This is a genomic window from Methylobacterium sp. 37f, assembly GCF_023093475.1.
Classification (GTDB): Bacteria; Pseudomonadota; Alphaproteobacteria; order Rhizobiales; family Beijerinckiaceae; genus Methylobacterium.
On the sequence record NZ_JAGHKN010000006.1, the window covers coordinates 73,582 to 88,336 of the forward strand.

Annotated in this window: 14 protein-coding genes; 8 read left to right on the forward strand and 6 right to left on the reverse strand. The window is 68.4% G+C overall.

Features of this window, described 5'->3' with window-relative positions; all coding sequences use genetic code 11:
* Window positions 1-166 precede the first annotated feature (166 nt).
* From J7U37_RS06085 to J7U37_RS06100, 4 genes are all read left to right on the forward strand, one after another.
* Window positions 167-346, forward strand: coding sequence for a hypothetical protein (locus J7U37_RS06085; protein ID WP_247635131.1), 180 nt, complete (start codon window positions 167-169; stop codon window positions 344-346).
* Between the two features lie 290 nt (window positions 347-636).
* Window positions 637-1,182 (forward strand): hypothetical protein, encoded by a 546-nt coding sequence (locus tag J7U37_RS06090; protein ID WP_247635132.1) that lies wholly within the window; start codon window positions 637-639, stop codon window positions 1,180-1,182.
* Window positions 1,183-1,302: 120 nt separating this feature from the next.
* The gene (locus J7U37_RS06095) at window positions 1,303-2,199 is read left to right on the forward strand and encodes a diguanylate cyclase (RefSeq protein WP_056485421.1); all 897 of its coding nucleotides are present in this window, start codon (window positions 1,303-1,305) and stop codon (window positions 2,197-2,199) included.
* 248 nt (window positions 2,200-2,447) lie between these two features.
* Window positions 2,448-3,125: a response regulator transcription factor gene (locus J7U37_RS06100; protein ID WP_247635133.1), complete on the forward strand. Its 678-nt coding sequence runs from the start codon at window positions 2,448-2,450 to the stop codon at window positions 3,123-3,125.
* An 18-nt stretch (window positions 3,126-3,143) separates the two neighbouring features.
* Here the strand turns inward: J7U37_RS06100 and J7U37_RS06105 are convergent, their stop codons facing one another.
* The 3 genes from J7U37_RS06105 to J7U37_RS06115 all read right to left on the reverse strand — a co-directional run bounded on the left by J7U37_RS06105 (window position 3,144) and on the right by J7U37_RS06115 (window position 8,297).
* Window positions 3,144-4,553, reverse strand: coding sequence for a cytochrome ubiquinol oxidase subunit I (locus J7U37_RS06105; RefSeq protein ID WP_056182457.1), 1,410 nt, complete (start codon window positions 4,551-4,553; stop codon window positions 3,144-3,146).
* A gap of 135 nt (window positions 4,554-4,688) precedes the next feature.
* Entirely contained in the window at window positions 4,689-5,699 is a 1,011-nt protein-coding gene (locus J7U37_RS06110) for an SDR family oxidoreductase (RefSeq protein WP_247635134.1), read from the reverse strand.
* A 435-nt stretch (window positions 5,700-6,134) separates the two neighbouring features.
* On the reverse strand, window positions 6,135-8,297 hold the full coding sequence (locus J7U37_RS06115) for a molybdopterin oxidoreductase family protein (RefSeq protein ID WP_247635135.1): 2,163 nt from the start codon (window positions 8,295-8,297) through the stop codon (window positions 6,135-6,137).
* Window positions 8,298-8,537: 240 nt separating this feature from the next.
* Here J7U37_RS06115 and J7U37_RS06120 point away from each other — a divergent pair, with 240 nt between their 5' ends.
* Window positions 8,538-10,025: a PLP-dependent aminotransferase family protein gene (locus J7U37_RS06120; RefSeq protein WP_056182452.1), complete on the forward strand. Its 1,488-nt coding sequence runs from the start codon at window positions 8,538-8,540 to the stop codon at window positions 10,023-10,025.
* A 611-nt stretch (window positions 10,026-10,636) separates the two neighbouring features.
* Here the strand turns inward: J7U37_RS06120 and J7U37_RS06125 are convergent.
* Entirely contained in the window at window positions 10,637-12,022 is a 1,386-nt protein-coding gene (locus tag J7U37_RS06125) for a DNA topoisomerase IB (protein WP_247635136.1), read from the reverse strand.
* A gap of 89 nt (window positions 12,023-12,111) precedes the next feature.
* Between J7U37_RS06125 and J7U37_RS06130 the strand changes: the two genes are divergently transcribed.
* Complete coding sequence (locus J7U37_RS06130; RefSeq protein WP_247635137.1) at window positions 12,112-12,747, forward strand: hypothetical protein; 636 nt, start codon at window positions 12,112-12,114, stop codon at window positions 12,745-12,747.
* Window positions 12,744-13,403, forward strand: coding sequence for a methyltransferase (locus J7U37_RS06135; protein WP_056485413.1), 660 nt, complete (start codon window positions 12,744-12,746; stop codon window positions 13,401-13,403). Before J7U37_RS06130 ends, J7U37_RS06135 begins: the two co-directional genes overlap by 4 nt.
* 19 nt (window positions 13,404-13,422) lie before the next feature.
* Here the strand turns inward: J7U37_RS06135 and J7U37_RS06140 are convergent, their stop codons facing one another.
* Together J7U37_RS06140 and J7U37_RS06145 are read right to left on the reverse strand one after the other, a co-directional pair.
* Window positions 13,423-13,830 carry a DoxX family protein gene (locus tag J7U37_RS06140; RefSeq protein WP_056182442.1) on the reverse strand — a complete coding sequence of 136 codons (408 nt, stop codon included), beginning with the start codon at window positions 13,828-13,830 and terminating at the stop codon, window positions 13,423-13,425.
* Between the two features lie 105 nt (window positions 13,831-13,935).
* Window positions 13,936-14,238 carry a DUF3572 domain-containing protein gene (locus tag J7U37_RS06145; protein WP_056485409.1) on the reverse strand — a complete coding sequence of 101 codons (303 nt, stop codon included), beginning with the start codon at window positions 14,236-14,238 and terminating at the stop codon, window positions 13,936-13,938.
* Window positions 14,239-14,313: 75 nt separating this feature from the next.
* On the opposite strand from J7U37_RS06145, the gene J7U37_RS06150 reads away from it, so the two are divergent.
* Entirely contained in the window at window positions 14,314-14,694 is a 381-nt protein-coding gene (locus J7U37_RS06150; protein ID WP_056182436.1) for a response regulator, read from the forward strand.
* Window positions 14,695-14,755: the final 61 nt, after the last annotated feature.

Here is a 14,755-nt window from a genome sequence, read left to right on the forward strand (position 1 = left end):
CTGTTCAAGCAGCAACGCAGGCCGTTGCGCAAACCCGACACGTTGAGGGCACGTCCACCGAGGGATGTGCGAGCGAGACTTTCCGATGATGGCAAATCGACTGCGGATGCCCGCACTCGCGGGCGCTTTCTTCTTGATGGGATTCGGCGTCTCCGGTGGTGTCGTCATGGCGGCACCCGCGGCCGATCAGGGGCCGGCCAAGGCCTCCGGCTCCAGCCCGACGATTACACCGGTGGCGGCCGTGACGGAATCCGAGGACGAGGCGGTCAATTGCAGCCGCGCGCGTCGACGCCTGTGGATCGAGGGCGAAGGCTGGATCGTGCGCCGGGTCACCACCTGCCGTTAGGCGGATTGGCTCCACGGGGTGGGCTGAAAATTTCCAGTCTCAAGACCTGAGGCCGAGATTCTTGACGTGAGACACCGAAACCCTGCCGCCCGGCAGGGTTTTTCGTTTGAACTGCTGTTTCGTGCTGAACTGCTTTTGTCTTGGGCCGCTTCTGTTCCGGGCTGCGTTCGGCGCGCCTTGCCTCGCGCCCTAAGCAGTCTTCGACGGTGTCCGTTGCGCAGGGGGCGGGAACGACCGGTGGAATGGGGTGGTTTTCCTCCGAATCGGCGCGCGTCGGAGTTCGGCCCCCCATGACCACTCGCTTCCTGCCGGCGCCCCTCGGCGCCCGCCTCCTCGGTGCGGCCCTCGTTCTCGCAGCCGCGACCGGCGCGGCCTGCGCCCAGGATGTCGCGTACGCCGGAACGTCGGGCTATGGCCACCGCTCGCCCTACGGCCAGGCCTTCCCGGATGGGCACGACCAGGGCTACGGCTACGGCGGCGCGCTGATCGAGGGCGCCTATGTCGGGGCACCGTTGACGCGGGTTCCCCGCCCGAGCGAGCTGGTGCCGAGCGCCTGGGGCTACGGCACCTACGGGATTCCGACCGTCGCGGGTATCCGCAGCACCCGCCCGGGCACGCCGACCGTCTATGTCATCGAAGCGCCGCGCGCCGAGGCTCGCGGAACCATCCGGTCCCGGTCCGCGATGGGCCGCTCCAGGGTTGTGGTCCGCGATCGCCGGGGCCGCTGGTCGGAGCCCGCACGGCAGACCGGGCCGGCCTCCGTCCAGGCTGCGCCCGCCGCAGCCGAGATGAGCGGCGGCGCGCGGGTCATCCCGGTTCGCGTCTCGCACCGATAGGCTCGGCCAGGGCTGTCCGCCCACGAACGAAAGATGTTTCGGCTCGGGACGCTTTGGCAAGCGGTTAATCTGTTCCTGTCATCCTCACGTCAACAACCGTGAAGGTGGTCGGGCCACGCCATGCATATCGTCCTCGTCGACACCAGTCGGGTCGTGCTCAAGATGATCTCGGCCCTGCTGGAACCCAACGGCCACACCGTCACGGCCTTTACCGACTCGGCGGAAGCGCTCGACTATGTCGAGAACACCGCATCGGTGCGGGTGCTGATCACCAGCCTCGAGGTCCGGCCCTTGGGCGGCCTCGAATTGTGCTGGTCCGCCCGTCTGCTGGCGGAGGCCAATCGCCCGCTCTACGTCATCACGATGTCGTCCGCCCGCAACGCGCGGAACCTCGCCGAGGCCCTCGACAGCGGCGCCGACGACTTCATCGAGAAGCCGCCGGGACCGGAGGAGCTTCATGCCCGCCTGCGGGCCGCCGAGCGCCTGACCACGATGCAGAGCGAACTGATCCGCCTGGCCGAGACCGACTCGCTCACGGGTCTCCTGAATCGCCGCGCCTTCCTGCAGAAGTCGCGCGATGCCGCGGAGCGGGTCGGCGACCATGGCAAGATGTCGGCGATCCTGCTCGACATCGACCACTTCAAGCGCATCAACGACGAGTACGGCCACGATGTCGGCGATGCCGCCATCCAGGCCGTCTGCCGCGAACTGGCGCTGGACGGAATCGTCGGCCGCCTCGGCGGCGAGGAATTCGGGATCGTCCTGCCGCACCGGGCCGGTACCGAGGCCGAGGCCATCGCCACCCGCCTGCGCCGTGCCATGGAGGCCCTGCGCATCCGCGGCGGCCGCGTGCCGATCCGCCTCACCTGCAGCTTCGGCGTCAGCGAATGGTCGGAGGGCGACACCGTCGAGGGGCTGCTCAAGCGCGCCGACATCGCCCTCTACGAGGCCAAGACCACCGGCCGCAACCGCGTCGTCAGCGCCGCATCCGATCTCGTCCTGGCCCGTGCCGGCTGAGCCGGCGCCCGAGGAATTCCCAACCATCCGGCCGCGTCGTCTGTCCCAGTGCGGGACGAGGCCCGCGACCAGGGTGGGGCATCTGCACAGCGTTCACCACAGTCATGCGGGATTTCAGGCGAGTTTCGAAGCAGGTCGACGGGGTTTCGCGCGAGGTTTGGTCAATAAAGCTCTGGAACGGAAATTGATCTGACTCTCCCAAGGGCCGTCGCGGTGTGTCGTGGCGGGACAACGGGGAGTAATGCGGCATGAATGACGCCGTCGGAGTCTTGATCGTCAATGAGCCATCCGGGTTCGCCTCGACCTTTCGAGCGGTGATCGAACATGAGCCGCGTCTGCAGACTTTAAGTGAGTCGGATCTCGCGCGCGCACCGGCGCGGAGCGTCGCCCTGGTCTTCGTCGGATCGCAGCCGGAGGCCTCGATTGCCGCCGACATCGCGGCTCTCAAGGAGCGCGCGCCGGGCCTAAACGTCCTGGTGGGCTTCGACCTGCTGCGCGCCGACCTGCTGCGCCAATTGGTGGAAGCGGGCGCCGACGCCTTCGTGGCCCGCAGCGCGACGCCGCGGGACGTGTGCGGCGCCATCCTGAGCCTGGCTGCGCGATCCGAGGCGCGGGGCGCCGAGACGCCAGCGCCGGCCGTGCTGCCCGCCAGCGAGGGCCTGACGCCGCGTGAGGCCGAGATCCTGCGCTTCCTCAGCGCCGGCTTCAGCAACAAGGAGGTGGCTCGCCGCCTGAGCCTCAGCGTGCGCACGGTGGAGACCCACCGCCTCAACCTGCGTCGGAAGACCCAGACCGGTCGCCTGAAAGACCTCGTCGCCCTGGCGCGCCACCTCGGGCTCGCTCCGGTGGTCGAGGCCAGCCCCATGCGGTCGGGCGGCGAGCGCGGACGGGTCCAGCACCAGAGCGAGTGCGTGGCCCGGCTCTGAGCCGGGCCACGGTGCCCCTCAGGCGGGGGTGAGACTTTCGTTGACCGCGGAGAGGGGACGCTTGGGCTTCTGCGCCACGTCGCCGCCGCGCATGGCCTCCTCGAGGGGCTCGGGGCCTTTGCGCAACAGCTTGGCGAGGTAGTAGCTGCCGAAGCCGAAGATGAACGCGTAGGCGATCAGGAAGGCGATCAGGGAGGTCGTCACGGCATTGACCGTCAGGGGCGAATGCGCGTCCGCCGTCCGCAATTGACCGTAGACGATGTAGGGCTGGCGCCCGATCTCGGCGGTGAACCAGCCGAACAGGACGGCGCCGAAGCCGGACGGCGTCATCAGCATCGCCGCCCTGAGGAACCAGCGGTTCGTGTAGAGCGTGCCCCGCCAGCGCAGGTAGAGACTCCACAGGCTCAGGCCCAGCATGGCCATGCCGATCGCCACCATGATGCGGAACGCATAGAACACGGGCCAGACCGGCGGGCGCTGGTCGCGCGGCACGTCCTTCAGGCCCGGCACCACCCCCGAGAAGTCGTGGGTGAGGATGAAGCTGCCGAGCCGCGGGATGCCGATCTCGAAGTCGTTCTTCTCCGCCTCCATGTTGGGAATCGCGAACAGCAGCAGGGGCATGTTCGCCTGCCGGTCCCAGTTGGCCTCGATCGCCGCGAGCTTGGTCGGCTGCAGCTTGAGCACCGCGAGACCGTGGCTGTCGCCGACGAAGATCTGGATCGGCGTGAAGATCACCGCGAACCACAGGGCCATGGACAGCGAGATCCGGGCGCCCGCCACCTTCTCGGCCGGTTCCTTGCGCCCGCGCAGGATCATCCAGGCCGACATGCCCGCCACCGCGAAGGCCGTGGTGAGGAAGCAGCCCAGCACCATGTGGGCATAGCGGATCGGGAAGGACGGGTTGAAGATCACCTTCCACCAGTCGGTGGCGATGGCCCGGCCGTTCTCGACGACGAAGCCGTCCGGCGTCTGCATCCACGAATTGGCGGACAGGATCCAGAAGGCCGAGATCAGCGTCCCGAGCGCCACCATGCAGGTCGAGACGAAGTGCAGCCGGTCGCCGACCCGATCCCAGCCGAACAGCATGATCCCGAGGAAGCCCGCCTCGAGGAAGAAGGCGGTGATGACCTCGTATTGGATCAGTGGCCCCAGCACGTTGCCGGTGAAGTCGGAGTAGCGCGACCAGTTGGTGCCGAGCTGGTAGCTCATCACGATGCCGGAGACGACGCCGAGGCCGAACGAAACCGCGAACACCTTGACCCAGAACCGGTACAGGTTCCGGTACATCGGGTTCTTGGTCCACAGCCACTGGGCTTCCAGGCGGGCGAGAAAGCTCGCCAGCCCGATGGTGAAGGCCGGGAAGATGATGTGGAAGGCCATGGTGAAGCCGAACTGGATGCGCGAGAGCAGGAGCGCGTCGACTTCCATAGGAAACCTCGTCCGATGCGGTGCCCGGAATCAGGGAACCTTGGAACAGCTATAGCGTAGAAGACACCAAAGCTGCACCCGGTTCACCGGGGCCGCTCAGGTCGCAGTCCGGGGGGAGAGAGGGAGCCGCCGCGCTCAGGGCCTCCGCAACAGCCGCCGCGGTGCCCGGGCCAGCGCCGCGACGCCGAACAGGCCGAGGGCGACCACGCCGGTCAGGCCGGCGACGAGGAGGTCGCGATCCCGGCTCGTCCAATAGGCGCTGCGGGTGGCCTTGGTCCGGTCCGAAAAGCGCCCGTCGATGCCCACATCGCCCGGCACCGGCGCGAAGAGGTTGCCGGCCTTGTCGGGCGCCGGTTCATCGGTCAGCTGCGCCGACCACATCGTGGCGGCCTTGGCATCGGCGTAGCCCGGCATCAGGGCCTGGGCGGCGGCCATCATCACCGTGCTGTGGCCGACCCAGACCTCGCGGCTCGGATTCTCGGCCGTGGCGACGATGGCCTCGGCGCAGAGGCGCGGATCGTAGACCGGGTCGGGGGCGTACTGCCCGTGGCCGGTGCGGTTGCGGGCCCAGTTGAACTGCGGGGTGTTGACGGCCGGCAGGTAGACCACGCTGAGGGAGACGTCGACCGCGTCGTGGATCAGTTCGGAGCGCAGGGCGTCGGTGAAGCCCGAGACCGCGAACTTCGCCGCGCAATAGGGCGCCTGGAGCGGCGCCGCGCGGATGCCGAGGCCGGACGAGACCTGGATGATGGCGCCCCGGTTGCGCGGCTTCATGTGGCGCAGGGCCGCGAGCGTTCCGTAGACCTGGCTCAGATAGGTCGTCTCGGTGACCCGCTTGTACTCGTCCGGCGTGATCCGGTCGGCCGGGTTCACGATGGTCGCCATCGCGTTGTTGACCCAGGCCCGGATCGGCCCGATCTCGCCCTCGATCCGCTCGGCGGCGGCGTCGATTGCGGCCGCATCCGCCACATCCGCCGAGATCGCCAGGACGGACCCGCCATAGGCCGCGAGCGCGGCCTCGGTCCTCCGCAGGCGCTCCGGATCGCGGGCGATGACCGCGACCGCCCAGCCGCGCCGGGCGAAGAGGTAGGCGGTGGCAAGCCCGATTCCGGCGGTTCCGCCGGTAACGACCGCGACCTTGGTCATGATGTTGGTATCCTCAACCCGGGAGAGCTTGCCCAAGACAGCTTGTCCAAGACAGTCTGCCGACGACAGCTTGCGCCAACGGTCTCACGCCAGCGCCGTTGCTCTCCGACCGGCGTGCCCAAACGACACGGGATCGCGGAAAGCTTCTCGTGGGTAGAACCTGACACTCGGTTCCGTCTCTTTGTGTCCCTTCACCGACCTCAAGAAGCTCCGCTTCGCAGCAGCTCGGTGGAGGATGACCGACGCCTGAACCGGATGGATTTTTTCCGGTCCGCGTTCGGGCGTGAGGATGGAAGAAGCGGACACCTGGCCGTGCTTTCGACGAACACCCGGGGGCTCTCACAATGCGTTCTCGGCGCAGGCTGACCAAAGAACCGTGGATCAGGAACAAGCGTCCCGTAGGACGCCTGTTTGCTGCGCAGCCAAGCGTTGACCTCAGTTCGCCCGGGCCACCTCGACGAGGTTGTCCGAGAAGGACGGGGCGTGGCCCATGTCGGTGAAGGCCCCCGAGGAGATGCTGTTGACCGTGCCCTCGTTGAGCTGACGCCAGTAGCCGAGCGTCGCGACCACGATGCCGGCCTTCACATCGTCGGTGATGCGCGCCACGCCTTTGAAGGCGCCGCGGTCGTTGGCAACCTGAACCTTGTCGCCGTCCCTGATACCGCGGGTGTCGGCGTCGGCTTGGTTGATCATCACGAACTGCTCGCCCTGGCCCTTCTGCTTGTCCTCCATGTTGGCGTAGCAGGAGTTCAGGAAGTAGTGGCTCTTGGGCGAGACGATGTTGAGCGGGAAGCGCTTGGCCAGTGCCGGGTCGTTGGTGTGGGACTCGCGCGGGCCGAGGTAGTCGGGTAGCGGATCGAGCGCTTCGCCGGGCTGGAAGCCCTCGTACATCTGCCGGAACGGTGGCGCGACGAAGTTCGTGGCGCCCTCGACCATGAACATGCACTTGCCGGTCGGCGTCGGGAAGTTGCCCTCGCGGTGGGGCGCGCGGTCGTCCGGCGTGCCGACCTTCAGCCGGGCGAAGCCGTGCTCGCGCATGTACTGGAGGTCGATGCCCTCGCAGGCCGGGGCGTTCCAGTCGACGTAGTGCTCCAGGCACTCCGTGTCGGTCCACTTGAAGTTCTCTTCCTCAAAACCGAGCCGGGCCGCGAGCTGGCGGAAGATCTCGTTGTTCGGGATCGCCTCGCCGGGCGCATCCGCGCATTTGGTGTTGTAGGTCAGGTAGAGGTGGCCCCAGGACAGGATCATGTCCTCCATCTCCGCGCCCATCGTCGCCGGAAGCACGATGTCGGCATAGGAGGCGGTGTCCGAGATGAAGTGCTCGGCCGAGACCATGAACAGGTCCTCGCGCATCAGCCCGGCGACGATCTTGTCGGTCTCGGGCGCCTGCGTGACGGGGTTCGAGTTCCAGCACATCATCGACATGATCGGCGGGTCGAGCTTCAGCTCGCCGGTGAGCGCGCGTCCGATCTGAAGGTTGCTGATGACGCGGGTACCCTCCGGGATCAGGTCGGGCCGGCACATCACGTCGAACTTGTAGGGATGCTCCCAGACACCGAACTGGGTGACGCCGCCGCCGACGTGGCGCCAGGCGCCGGTGAGCGCCGGGATGGACGACACCGCCCGGATGGTCTGGCCACCGCCGTAATGCCGTTCCAGCGCCACGCCCATGCGGATGCCGACCGGCTGCTCGGTCGCCATCTCGCGGGCGAGCTTGCGGATGTCCTCGGCCGGGACGCCGGTGATCTCGGCAGCCCATTCCGGCGTGCGGGTGCTGGCCCGCTCCTTCAACTCCTCGAAGCCGACCGTGTAGTTGTCGACGTAGTCTTGGTCGACCAGGCCTTGCTCGATGATCGAGTTGATGAGCGCCATGGCGAGCGCGCCATCGGTGCCGGGCTTCGGCGCGATGTGCCAGTCGGCCGCCTTGGCGGTGCGGGAGGCGTAGGTGTCGATGACGACGACCTTGGCGCCCTTCTTCTGGGCGTCCTTGACGATGGCCCAGTGGTGCAGGTTCGTGCTGACCGAGTTGCAGGCCCAGATCACGATGTACTTGGAGTGGATGTAGCTGTCCGGGTCGAGTCCCGCGGTCGGGCCGACGGTGAGAAGCCAGGCAGTGCACGAGCCCTCGCCGCAGAAGGTGCGCTCGGTCACGGTGGCGCCCATGCGGTTGAAGAAGGCATCGCCGCCGTTCAACCCGTGCACCAGGCCCTGGTTGCCGAGGTAGCTGTAGGGCGCGATCGCCTCGGGGCCGTACTGGTCGATGATCGCCTTCCAGCGCGTGACGATGGTGTCGAGGGCCTCGTCCCATGTGATGCGCTCGAACTGCTTGGAGCCCTTCGGGCCGACGCGCTTCATCGGGTAGAGCAGCCGGTCCGGGTGGTAATGGCGCTTCTCGTAGTCCTTCAGCTTCACGCACAAACCGCCGCGGGTCATCGGATGATCCGGATTGCCGCGCACGCCGAGCAGCTCCCCGTCCTTGACCTCGAAGATCATCGAGCAGGTGTCGGGACAGTCGTGCGGGCAGCCGCCGAAGAAGGTCTCGGTCAGGCTCTCGGCCTCGGCGACGATCAGGGAGTCGGGCTTGACGATCTCGTTCATGTTTCCTCCACGGCCGAGCGTCCCGCCTTATTTTTCTGGCGGGCCGGCCCAGTGCGTCAGCACAATGCACTCAAGTGCAAACAATTCCAAATTTTGGTCCGGTGGAAGGGCCAAATGAGTGTTGGGCCATGGTACCAACGGTTTTGTCGCGGATCGGCGCGGTCCGCCTGAGGCTTGGTTCGTGACGACAGGGACGGGGTACGTCACGGCCAGCAGGCGACCTCGGGCAGGATGGAACGTGTGGAACTGACGCTCACCCTAGACGCCAAGTCCGAGAAGCCGCTCCAGGCACAGGTGTTCGACCAGGTTCGGGAGATCATCCTGGATGGGCAGATCAAGGCCGGCATGGCACTGCCTCCAAGCCGATTGCTGGCGGAGCGCCTCCGCGTGTCCCGCAACACGGTGTTGCTGGCCTATGAACGCCTTGCGGCGGAGGGCTACGTGAGGGCGCGCGGCACGGCGGGCCTGTTCGTGGAGCCGATCTCGCCGGATAGTCTCCTCCTGATCCAACAGGGCAGTCGGTCCCTGACGAACGGCCCGGTGCCGGACGCATCGAGCGAACCCCTGCTGTGCTTCGCCGGCTCGCCCGGCGGCGGCGGCGACCGACCCGAACTCGACTTCTGGGTCGGGCGGTCCGATCCGGCGGGGTTCCCGCTGGCCATCTGGCGACGGATCGTGACGCGGCTTCTGGCGCGGGAGACGGCCTACCTCACCGATTACTGCGATCCGGCCGGCCTCCCGGATTTGCGCATGGCCATCAGCACGCACCTGCGGCGCGCCAGAGCGGTGGCGGTGACGGAAGATCAGGTCATCGTGACCACGGGTGGGCAGGACGCGCTCAACCTCGTGTTCAACTTGCTGAAGGGACACACCCGGCAACTCTGCATCGAGAATCCCTGCTACCTCGGAGCCTCGCTCATCTTCCGGAACGCCGGTCTGGAGATCCATCCGGTTCCGGTCGACGGCGAGGGGCTGCGAACGGACCTCCTGCCCACGGCCAAAGGCAGCCTGCTCTACGTCACGCCGTCGCATCAATTCCCAACCGGAGCCACCATGCCGCTGACGCGGCGCCTGGCCCTGCTGCGATGGGCGGAGGAAACCGACAGCTACATCGTCGAGGACGATTACGACAGCGACTTCCGGTACGACGGGCCGCCGCTGACGGCTCTGGCCGGTCTCGACGGAGGCCGGCGCGTCTTCTACGCCGGGACGTTCTCGAAGTCGGTAGGCGCCGGCCTGCGCATCGGCTTCGCCACGGTCCCGCGCATGTTTTGGGACGAGGCGCGGATGCTGAAAGCACGGATGAGCAATGGCCAGGCCTGGCTTGAGCAGGCCGCGCTCGCCGCCTTCATCGACGAGGGGCACTTCGACCGGCACCTGCGCCGCCTGAGGCAGGTCTACAAGGCGCGCCGTGACTGTCTGGTTGGAGCACTTCGCAGGACGTTCGACGGGGCTGTCGTCCTCGGCGGCGAGAGTGGCCTGCACCTGGTCTGGCGCCTCCCGCCCGGCTTTCCGCCCGCTCGGCAGATCCAGATCATGGCGCGAGAGCAGGGCATCGGCGTCTACGCCCTTTCGAGCGGAGCTGCCTACGACTTCGATCCGGGTGCACGGGACGACATGCTGGTCTTCGGCTACTCGTCGCTCAACGAAACGCAGATCGAGACAGCCGTCGGCGCGTTGCAGCGGATCGTGCTTGGGCAAGCAGACCGCAACGAAGGCACGGATTAGGTCTGCGTCAGAGCCCCCGACGAAATCGCTTCTTCGTGGTAGTTGGGTCGGAGGCGGAACGTCCGCTTCAGGGCGGAGGGTGAGGGGCCGCTCCCCCACCCCATACGGCCATCGCGTAGGCCGGCGGAGCCCGACCCGACCCAGCGTGCTGGCAGTCGTCGGGGCTGACCGAATGGGCGGCGGTGCAGGCAACGACATTTTCCGCATCGCCCTTGGCGACATCGCCGTCAGGGGCGCCACCGACCTGCTCGTGGACTTCCAGGATGCGGGCCAGACCAGCGGCGACGTGATCCGCTTCACGGGCTTTGCCGCGGGCTCGACGCTGGAGCTGGTGGCGCCTCGGGCCATGCGCGAGTGTACGAGGTGCAGGACGGTGCAGGCCTGTCGGAAGGGCAAATCCTGGTCAGCGCGGGCGGTGCGCGGGGGCAAGTGTCGACGCCCAGCGACGACGCCTTCGCCTGACCCTCGGATCAGGGACCCGGCTCAGTCCGGGTTCCCTGCCTCGGAGCGCCAAGATGCCAAACGGCAAAGTCAGCTCCGGCGTAAAAGCAGGCCGGCAGACATTCGCCCGCCCCGGACGTTCGGCGCGGGCCCCGAGGGTCAGGTCTTTCCTACGAGGCTGCGTGCTCCCGTGCGGCGTCGGAGGTTTCAGGGCGCCGGAGCTCCTGTCCCGCCGTCTTCTTTTCCGGAGCCTGCTTGGACGCCGCTTTCTTCGGTGGGGTCTTCGCTTTGGAGGTGGTCTTCCGGCCGGCGACGGCATCGACCGCCTTCGCGACCCGCTTGCGGACGGACTTCCTCGTAACCTTCCCGGTGGCCTGCTCGGCTGTCTTGCCAGCCGCCTTCCCGGCCGCCTTCCCGACTGCCTTCTCAGCCGCCTTGCCGGCTCCTTGATCCGAGAGGTCTCGGCCCGTGTCGTCCTTCACCTCGGCCAGCCGCGCCTGGAGGAGGCCGAGCACTGCGGCTTCCTCGGGCCTGAGGCCGTCGAGGTCCTCGCGCAGCTCCTCCTCCACCGCATCCTTGATCTGCAGCAGCAGGGCGCCTTCGAGGTAACAATCCAGCACCTGCGGGTGGATGTAGCACTTGCGGCAGATGGTCGGCGTGTTGCCGAGGCGCGCGGCGACGCCCTCAATGGCGGTGCGCAGGTTCTTCTTGGCCTTGGCCTCGCTGTCGAAGGCCTCGAATTCCTGCAGCGCCAGGGCGGCCAGCACCGTCCCGGCCCAGGTCCGGAAGTCCTTGGCGGTGATGTCCCGTCCGGTGATCTCGCGCAAATACGCGTTCACGTCCGCCGAGGTCACGTCGCGCACGGTGCCGTCCGCATCGCGATACTGAAACAGCTCCTGGCCCGGCAGGTCCTGGCAGGCCTTGACGATCCGGGCCACGCGCCGGTCCTTGAGGCCGAGGTCCCAGGTCTTGCCGCTCTTGCCCTTGAAGCGGAAGGTGAGGTCCGCGCCCTCGATCCGGGCGTGGCGGTCGCGCAGGGTGGTGAGGCCGAAGCTCTTGTTGGTGCGGGCGTAATCGTCGTTGCCGACCCGGATCAGCGTGGTCTCCAGGAGGTGGACCACGGTGGCCAGCACCTTCTCGCGGGGCAGGCCGCTGCGGCCCATATCGGCGTCCACCCGGGCGCGGATGGCCGGCAGCGCGTCGGCGAAGGCCATCACGTGCTCGAATTTGGTCAGGTCCCGGGCCGCACGGAAATCCGGGTGATAGCGGTACTGCTTGCGCCCCTTGGCGTCGCGTCCGGTCGCCTGGATGTGGCCGTTGGCCTTGGGACAGATCCAGACATCGGTATAGGCCGGCGGGATGGCGAGCGCGCGGATGCGGGCCAGAACCGTCTCGTCCCGCACCGGCCGCCCCTGGGCATCCCGGTAGCGGAAGCCGGTGCCGCTCTTGACGCGGGTCAGCCCCGGCATCGCGTCGTCGACGTAGCGCAGGCCGGCCTCCTCGGCCGCGTCGCGCGGATCGGCCACCGTGCCCTCTTCGTCGCGCGCCGTCGCCATGCTGGCACCCATCCCTGACGTTTCTGGTTGTCGATCAACGGGGCCGCGCCATACCGTGTTCCGGGCGCCGACGTGCTACATCCGGTCCGATGGAACACCCCGCCTCCGCCTCCTCCACAGTCTCCTCCTCGGCCTCCTCCCCGGCTGCGTCCCGACGCCTCGTCCTCCTCAGCCCCGACGACGCGACCTTCGCGGCGCGCTTCCCGGTCCTGATCGAGGCGGCCCTGGCGGCGGGGTTGAGGCCCACGGTGGTGACGCGGGTCGTCGACCATCGCGCCGCGATCGAGGCGCTTGGCGCCCGCGTGGTCCCCTTCGCCCTGGGGGTGTCCCGTCTCAACCCGATGGCGGCCGGCTACGAGGCCGGCCAGCTCGCCGGCATCCTCCGGGCGCTGGAGACCGACCTGATCCACTGCCTCGGCCTGCGCGCCATCGTGGTCGGCGGCTCGGCCGCCGCGATGGCGGGCCTCGGCGCCCGCATCTACCAGCCCGACGACCTTGCCGCCCTCGGCGCCCGCACCGACGCGGCCGGGCGCCTGTCGCGCCTGGCGCTCCGCGGCGTGGTCCGGGGGGCGCTCGCCACCCGCTCCACCCGTTTCCTGTGCGAGACCGCGGCCGATGCCGCCGCCCTGGGGCTCGATCCGGCCGAGACCGGGCTGGCGCTCGTCGGGCCGGACGGGCTCGGGGCCGCGGCCCGGACCCTGTACGAAGACCTCGCCCGCGCATGATCGCGTCCGCCGATCCCCTCGCGTTCATCCGGGCCAACACCCGGCTGCGACCGGTGCCGCACGCGCCCGAAATCGTCCTGCACGTGGCCGACGAGGCCACCGAGCTGTGGCAGAAGACCGAGGACGAGTTGGAGGCGATCGGCCTGCCGCCGCCGTTCTGGGCCTTCGCCTGGGCCGGCGGCCAGGCGCTCGCCCGCTACCTTCTCGACACGCCCGGGATCGTGGCGGGACGCCGGGTCCTGGATTTCGCCTCGGGCTCGGGCCTCGTGGCGATCGCGGCGGCGAAGGCCGGCGCGGTCCACGTCACCGCCAGCGACCTCGATCCCTTCGCGATCCCGGCCATCGGCCTGAACGCGGAGGCCAACGGCGTCGCCGGCCGGATCGAGGCGGTGTCGCGCGACCTCATCGGCTCGGACCCCGGCAGCGCCGTGGTGCTCGCCGCCGACATCTTCTACGAGCAGGACCTCGCGGGTCGCGTCACCGAATGGCTCTCGGGCCTTCATGCGCGCGGCGCCACCGTGCTGGTGGGCGATCCCGGCCGGTCCTACCTGCCGCGCGACCGCCTGACCGAGCTGGCGACCTACACGGTGCCGGTGAGCCGGAGCCTGGAGGATGCCGAGATCAAGCGCAGCAGCGTCTGGCGCTTCCGCGCCTGACAGGCCCCGGGACCGCCGTTCAGATCCGGCCGCGGCGCTGGGCGTCGAGGCTCCAGGGGCCGGGACCGGCGGCGACGAGGTAGAGGAAGACGAAGCAGAACAGGATCGCGGCATCGCCGCCGTTGAGCGCCGGGAACGGGCTCTTGGGCGCATGCGCCAGGAAATACGCGACCGCCATCTGGCCCGAGAGCAGGAAGGCCACCGGCCGGGTGAACAGCCCGAGGACGATCAGCGTGCCGCCCACCAGCTCGAGGCCGCCGGCGATGCCCGGCAGGGAGAGCAGGTCGGGCGCGGGTCCACCGCCCATCCGGGCGGGGAAACCGAACAGCTTCTGGGTGCCGTGCTCCAGGAACAGCAGGCCCGACATGATCCGCAGGACGCTGAGCAGGCGCGGCGCCCAGGCGCTCATGGTGGCGGCGAGAGGCATGGCTTGGTCTCCGGAGGGGGTGCGCGTCGCGCCCGCAAGGCCGACCCTAGCGCGCCGGATCGGCCGCGGCGACCCGTGCGCCCCGCCTCCGCTGGGGATCGCTGCCTAGAGACCGTCGTCGAAGTCCGGCGGGCCGAGGCGGCGCCAGGCGGCGGCGATGCGGTCCGGCTTGACGTCGAGGGCCTCGGCACAGGCCATGAGCGTCGCCTCGTCACCCATGATATGATCGAGGATGCCGGCCAGGAATCCAGGGTCCTGGGCACTGGCCCGCAAGGTCTCGGGGGTGACGCCGGTGGCGTTCAGGAACGGAAACAGGCGCTCGTCGTCGGTGGCCATCCAGGCGAGGGCCGCCAGGGCCAGGCCTTCGGCGGAGGCGTCTCCGCCATTGGGTTTGCGTTTCGTCAACATGTATCCGCTAAATCTCCTCAGGCGGGGCATGCGTCGAACGACAATGGGCCGTCCACGCATCGGGGACAACGGGCCATGAAGAAGACGGTGCTCATCGTCGAGGACAACGAACTCAACATGAAGCTCTTCAACGACCTGTTGGAGGGCCATGGCTACGCCACGTTGAAGACCGCCAACGGCATCGAGGCCATCGAGCTCGCCCGCGCCCACCACCCCGACCTGATCCTGATGGACATCCAGTTGCCCGAGGTGTCCGGCCTCGAAGTCACGAAGTGGCTCAAGGAGGACGACGACCTCAAGGGGATCCCCGTCATCGCCATCACGGCCTTCGCCATGAAGGGCGACGAGGAGCGCATCCGCGAGGGCGGCTGCGAGGCCTACCTGTCGAAACCGATCTCGGTGGCGAAGTTCCTCGCCACCGTCCGCCAATACCTGGGCGACGCCCGGACCGCCTGACCCGATCGCCTCGCACACCGCGTCCCCGACGGCCTAGAACGAACGACCTTGCGCGAGGAAC

Excerpts from the sequence above, each read along its gene's own strand:
- J7U37_RS06095 (WP_056485421.1), top strand. The coding sequence starts at position 1,303 with ATGCATATCGTCCTCGTCGACACCAGTCGGGTCGTGCTCAAGATGATC.
- J7U37_RS06110 (WP_247635134.1), bottom strand. The coding sequence starts at position 5,699 with ATGACCAAGGTCGCGGTCGTTACCGGCGGAACCGCCGGAATCGGGCTT.
- J7U37_RS06115 (WP_247635135.1), bottom strand. The coding sequence starts at position 8,297 with ATGAACGAGATCGTCAAGCCCGACTCCCTGATCGTCGCCGAGGCCGAG.
- J7U37_RS06085 (WP_247635131.1), top strand. The coding sequence starts at position 167 with ATGGCGGCACCCGCGGCCGATCAGGGGCCGGCCAAGGCCTCCGGCTCC.
- J7U37_RS06140 (WP_056182442.1), bottom strand. The coding sequence starts at position 13,830 with ATGCCTCTCGCCGCCACCATGAGCGCCTGGGCGCCGCGCCTGCTCAGC.
- J7U37_RS06100 (WP_247635133.1), top strand. The coding sequence starts at position 2,448 with ATGAATGACGCCGTCGGAGTCTTGATCGTCAATGAGCCATCCGGGTTC.
- J7U37_RS06105 (WP_056182457.1), bottom strand. The coding sequence starts at position 4,553 with ATGGAAGTCGACGCGCTCCTGCTCTCGCGCATCCAGTTCGGCTTCACC.
- J7U37_RS06125 (WP_247635136.1), bottom strand. The coding sequence starts at position 12,022 with ATGGCGACGGCGCGCGACGAAGAGGGCACGGTGGCCGATCCGCGCGAC.
- J7U37_RS06135 (WP_056485413.1), top strand. The coding sequence starts at position 12,744 with ATGATCGCGTCCGCCGATCCCCTCGCGTTCATCCGGGCCAACACCCGG.
- J7U37_RS06090 (WP_247635132.1), top strand. The coding sequence starts at position 637 with ATGACCACTCGCTTCCTGCCGGCGCCCCTCGGCGCCCGCCTCCTCGGT.
- J7U37_RS06150 (WP_056182436.1), top strand. The coding sequence starts at position 14,314 with ATGAAGAAGACGGTGCTCATCGTCGAGGACAACGAACTCAACATGAAG.
- J7U37_RS06145 (WP_056485409.1), bottom strand. The coding sequence starts at position 14,238 with ATGTTGACGAAACGCAAACCCAATGGCGGAGACGCCTCCGCCGAAGGC.
- J7U37_RS06130 (WP_247635137.1), top strand. The coding sequence starts at position 12,112 with ATGGAACACCCCGCCTCCGCCTCCTCCACAGTCTCCTCCTCGGCCTCC.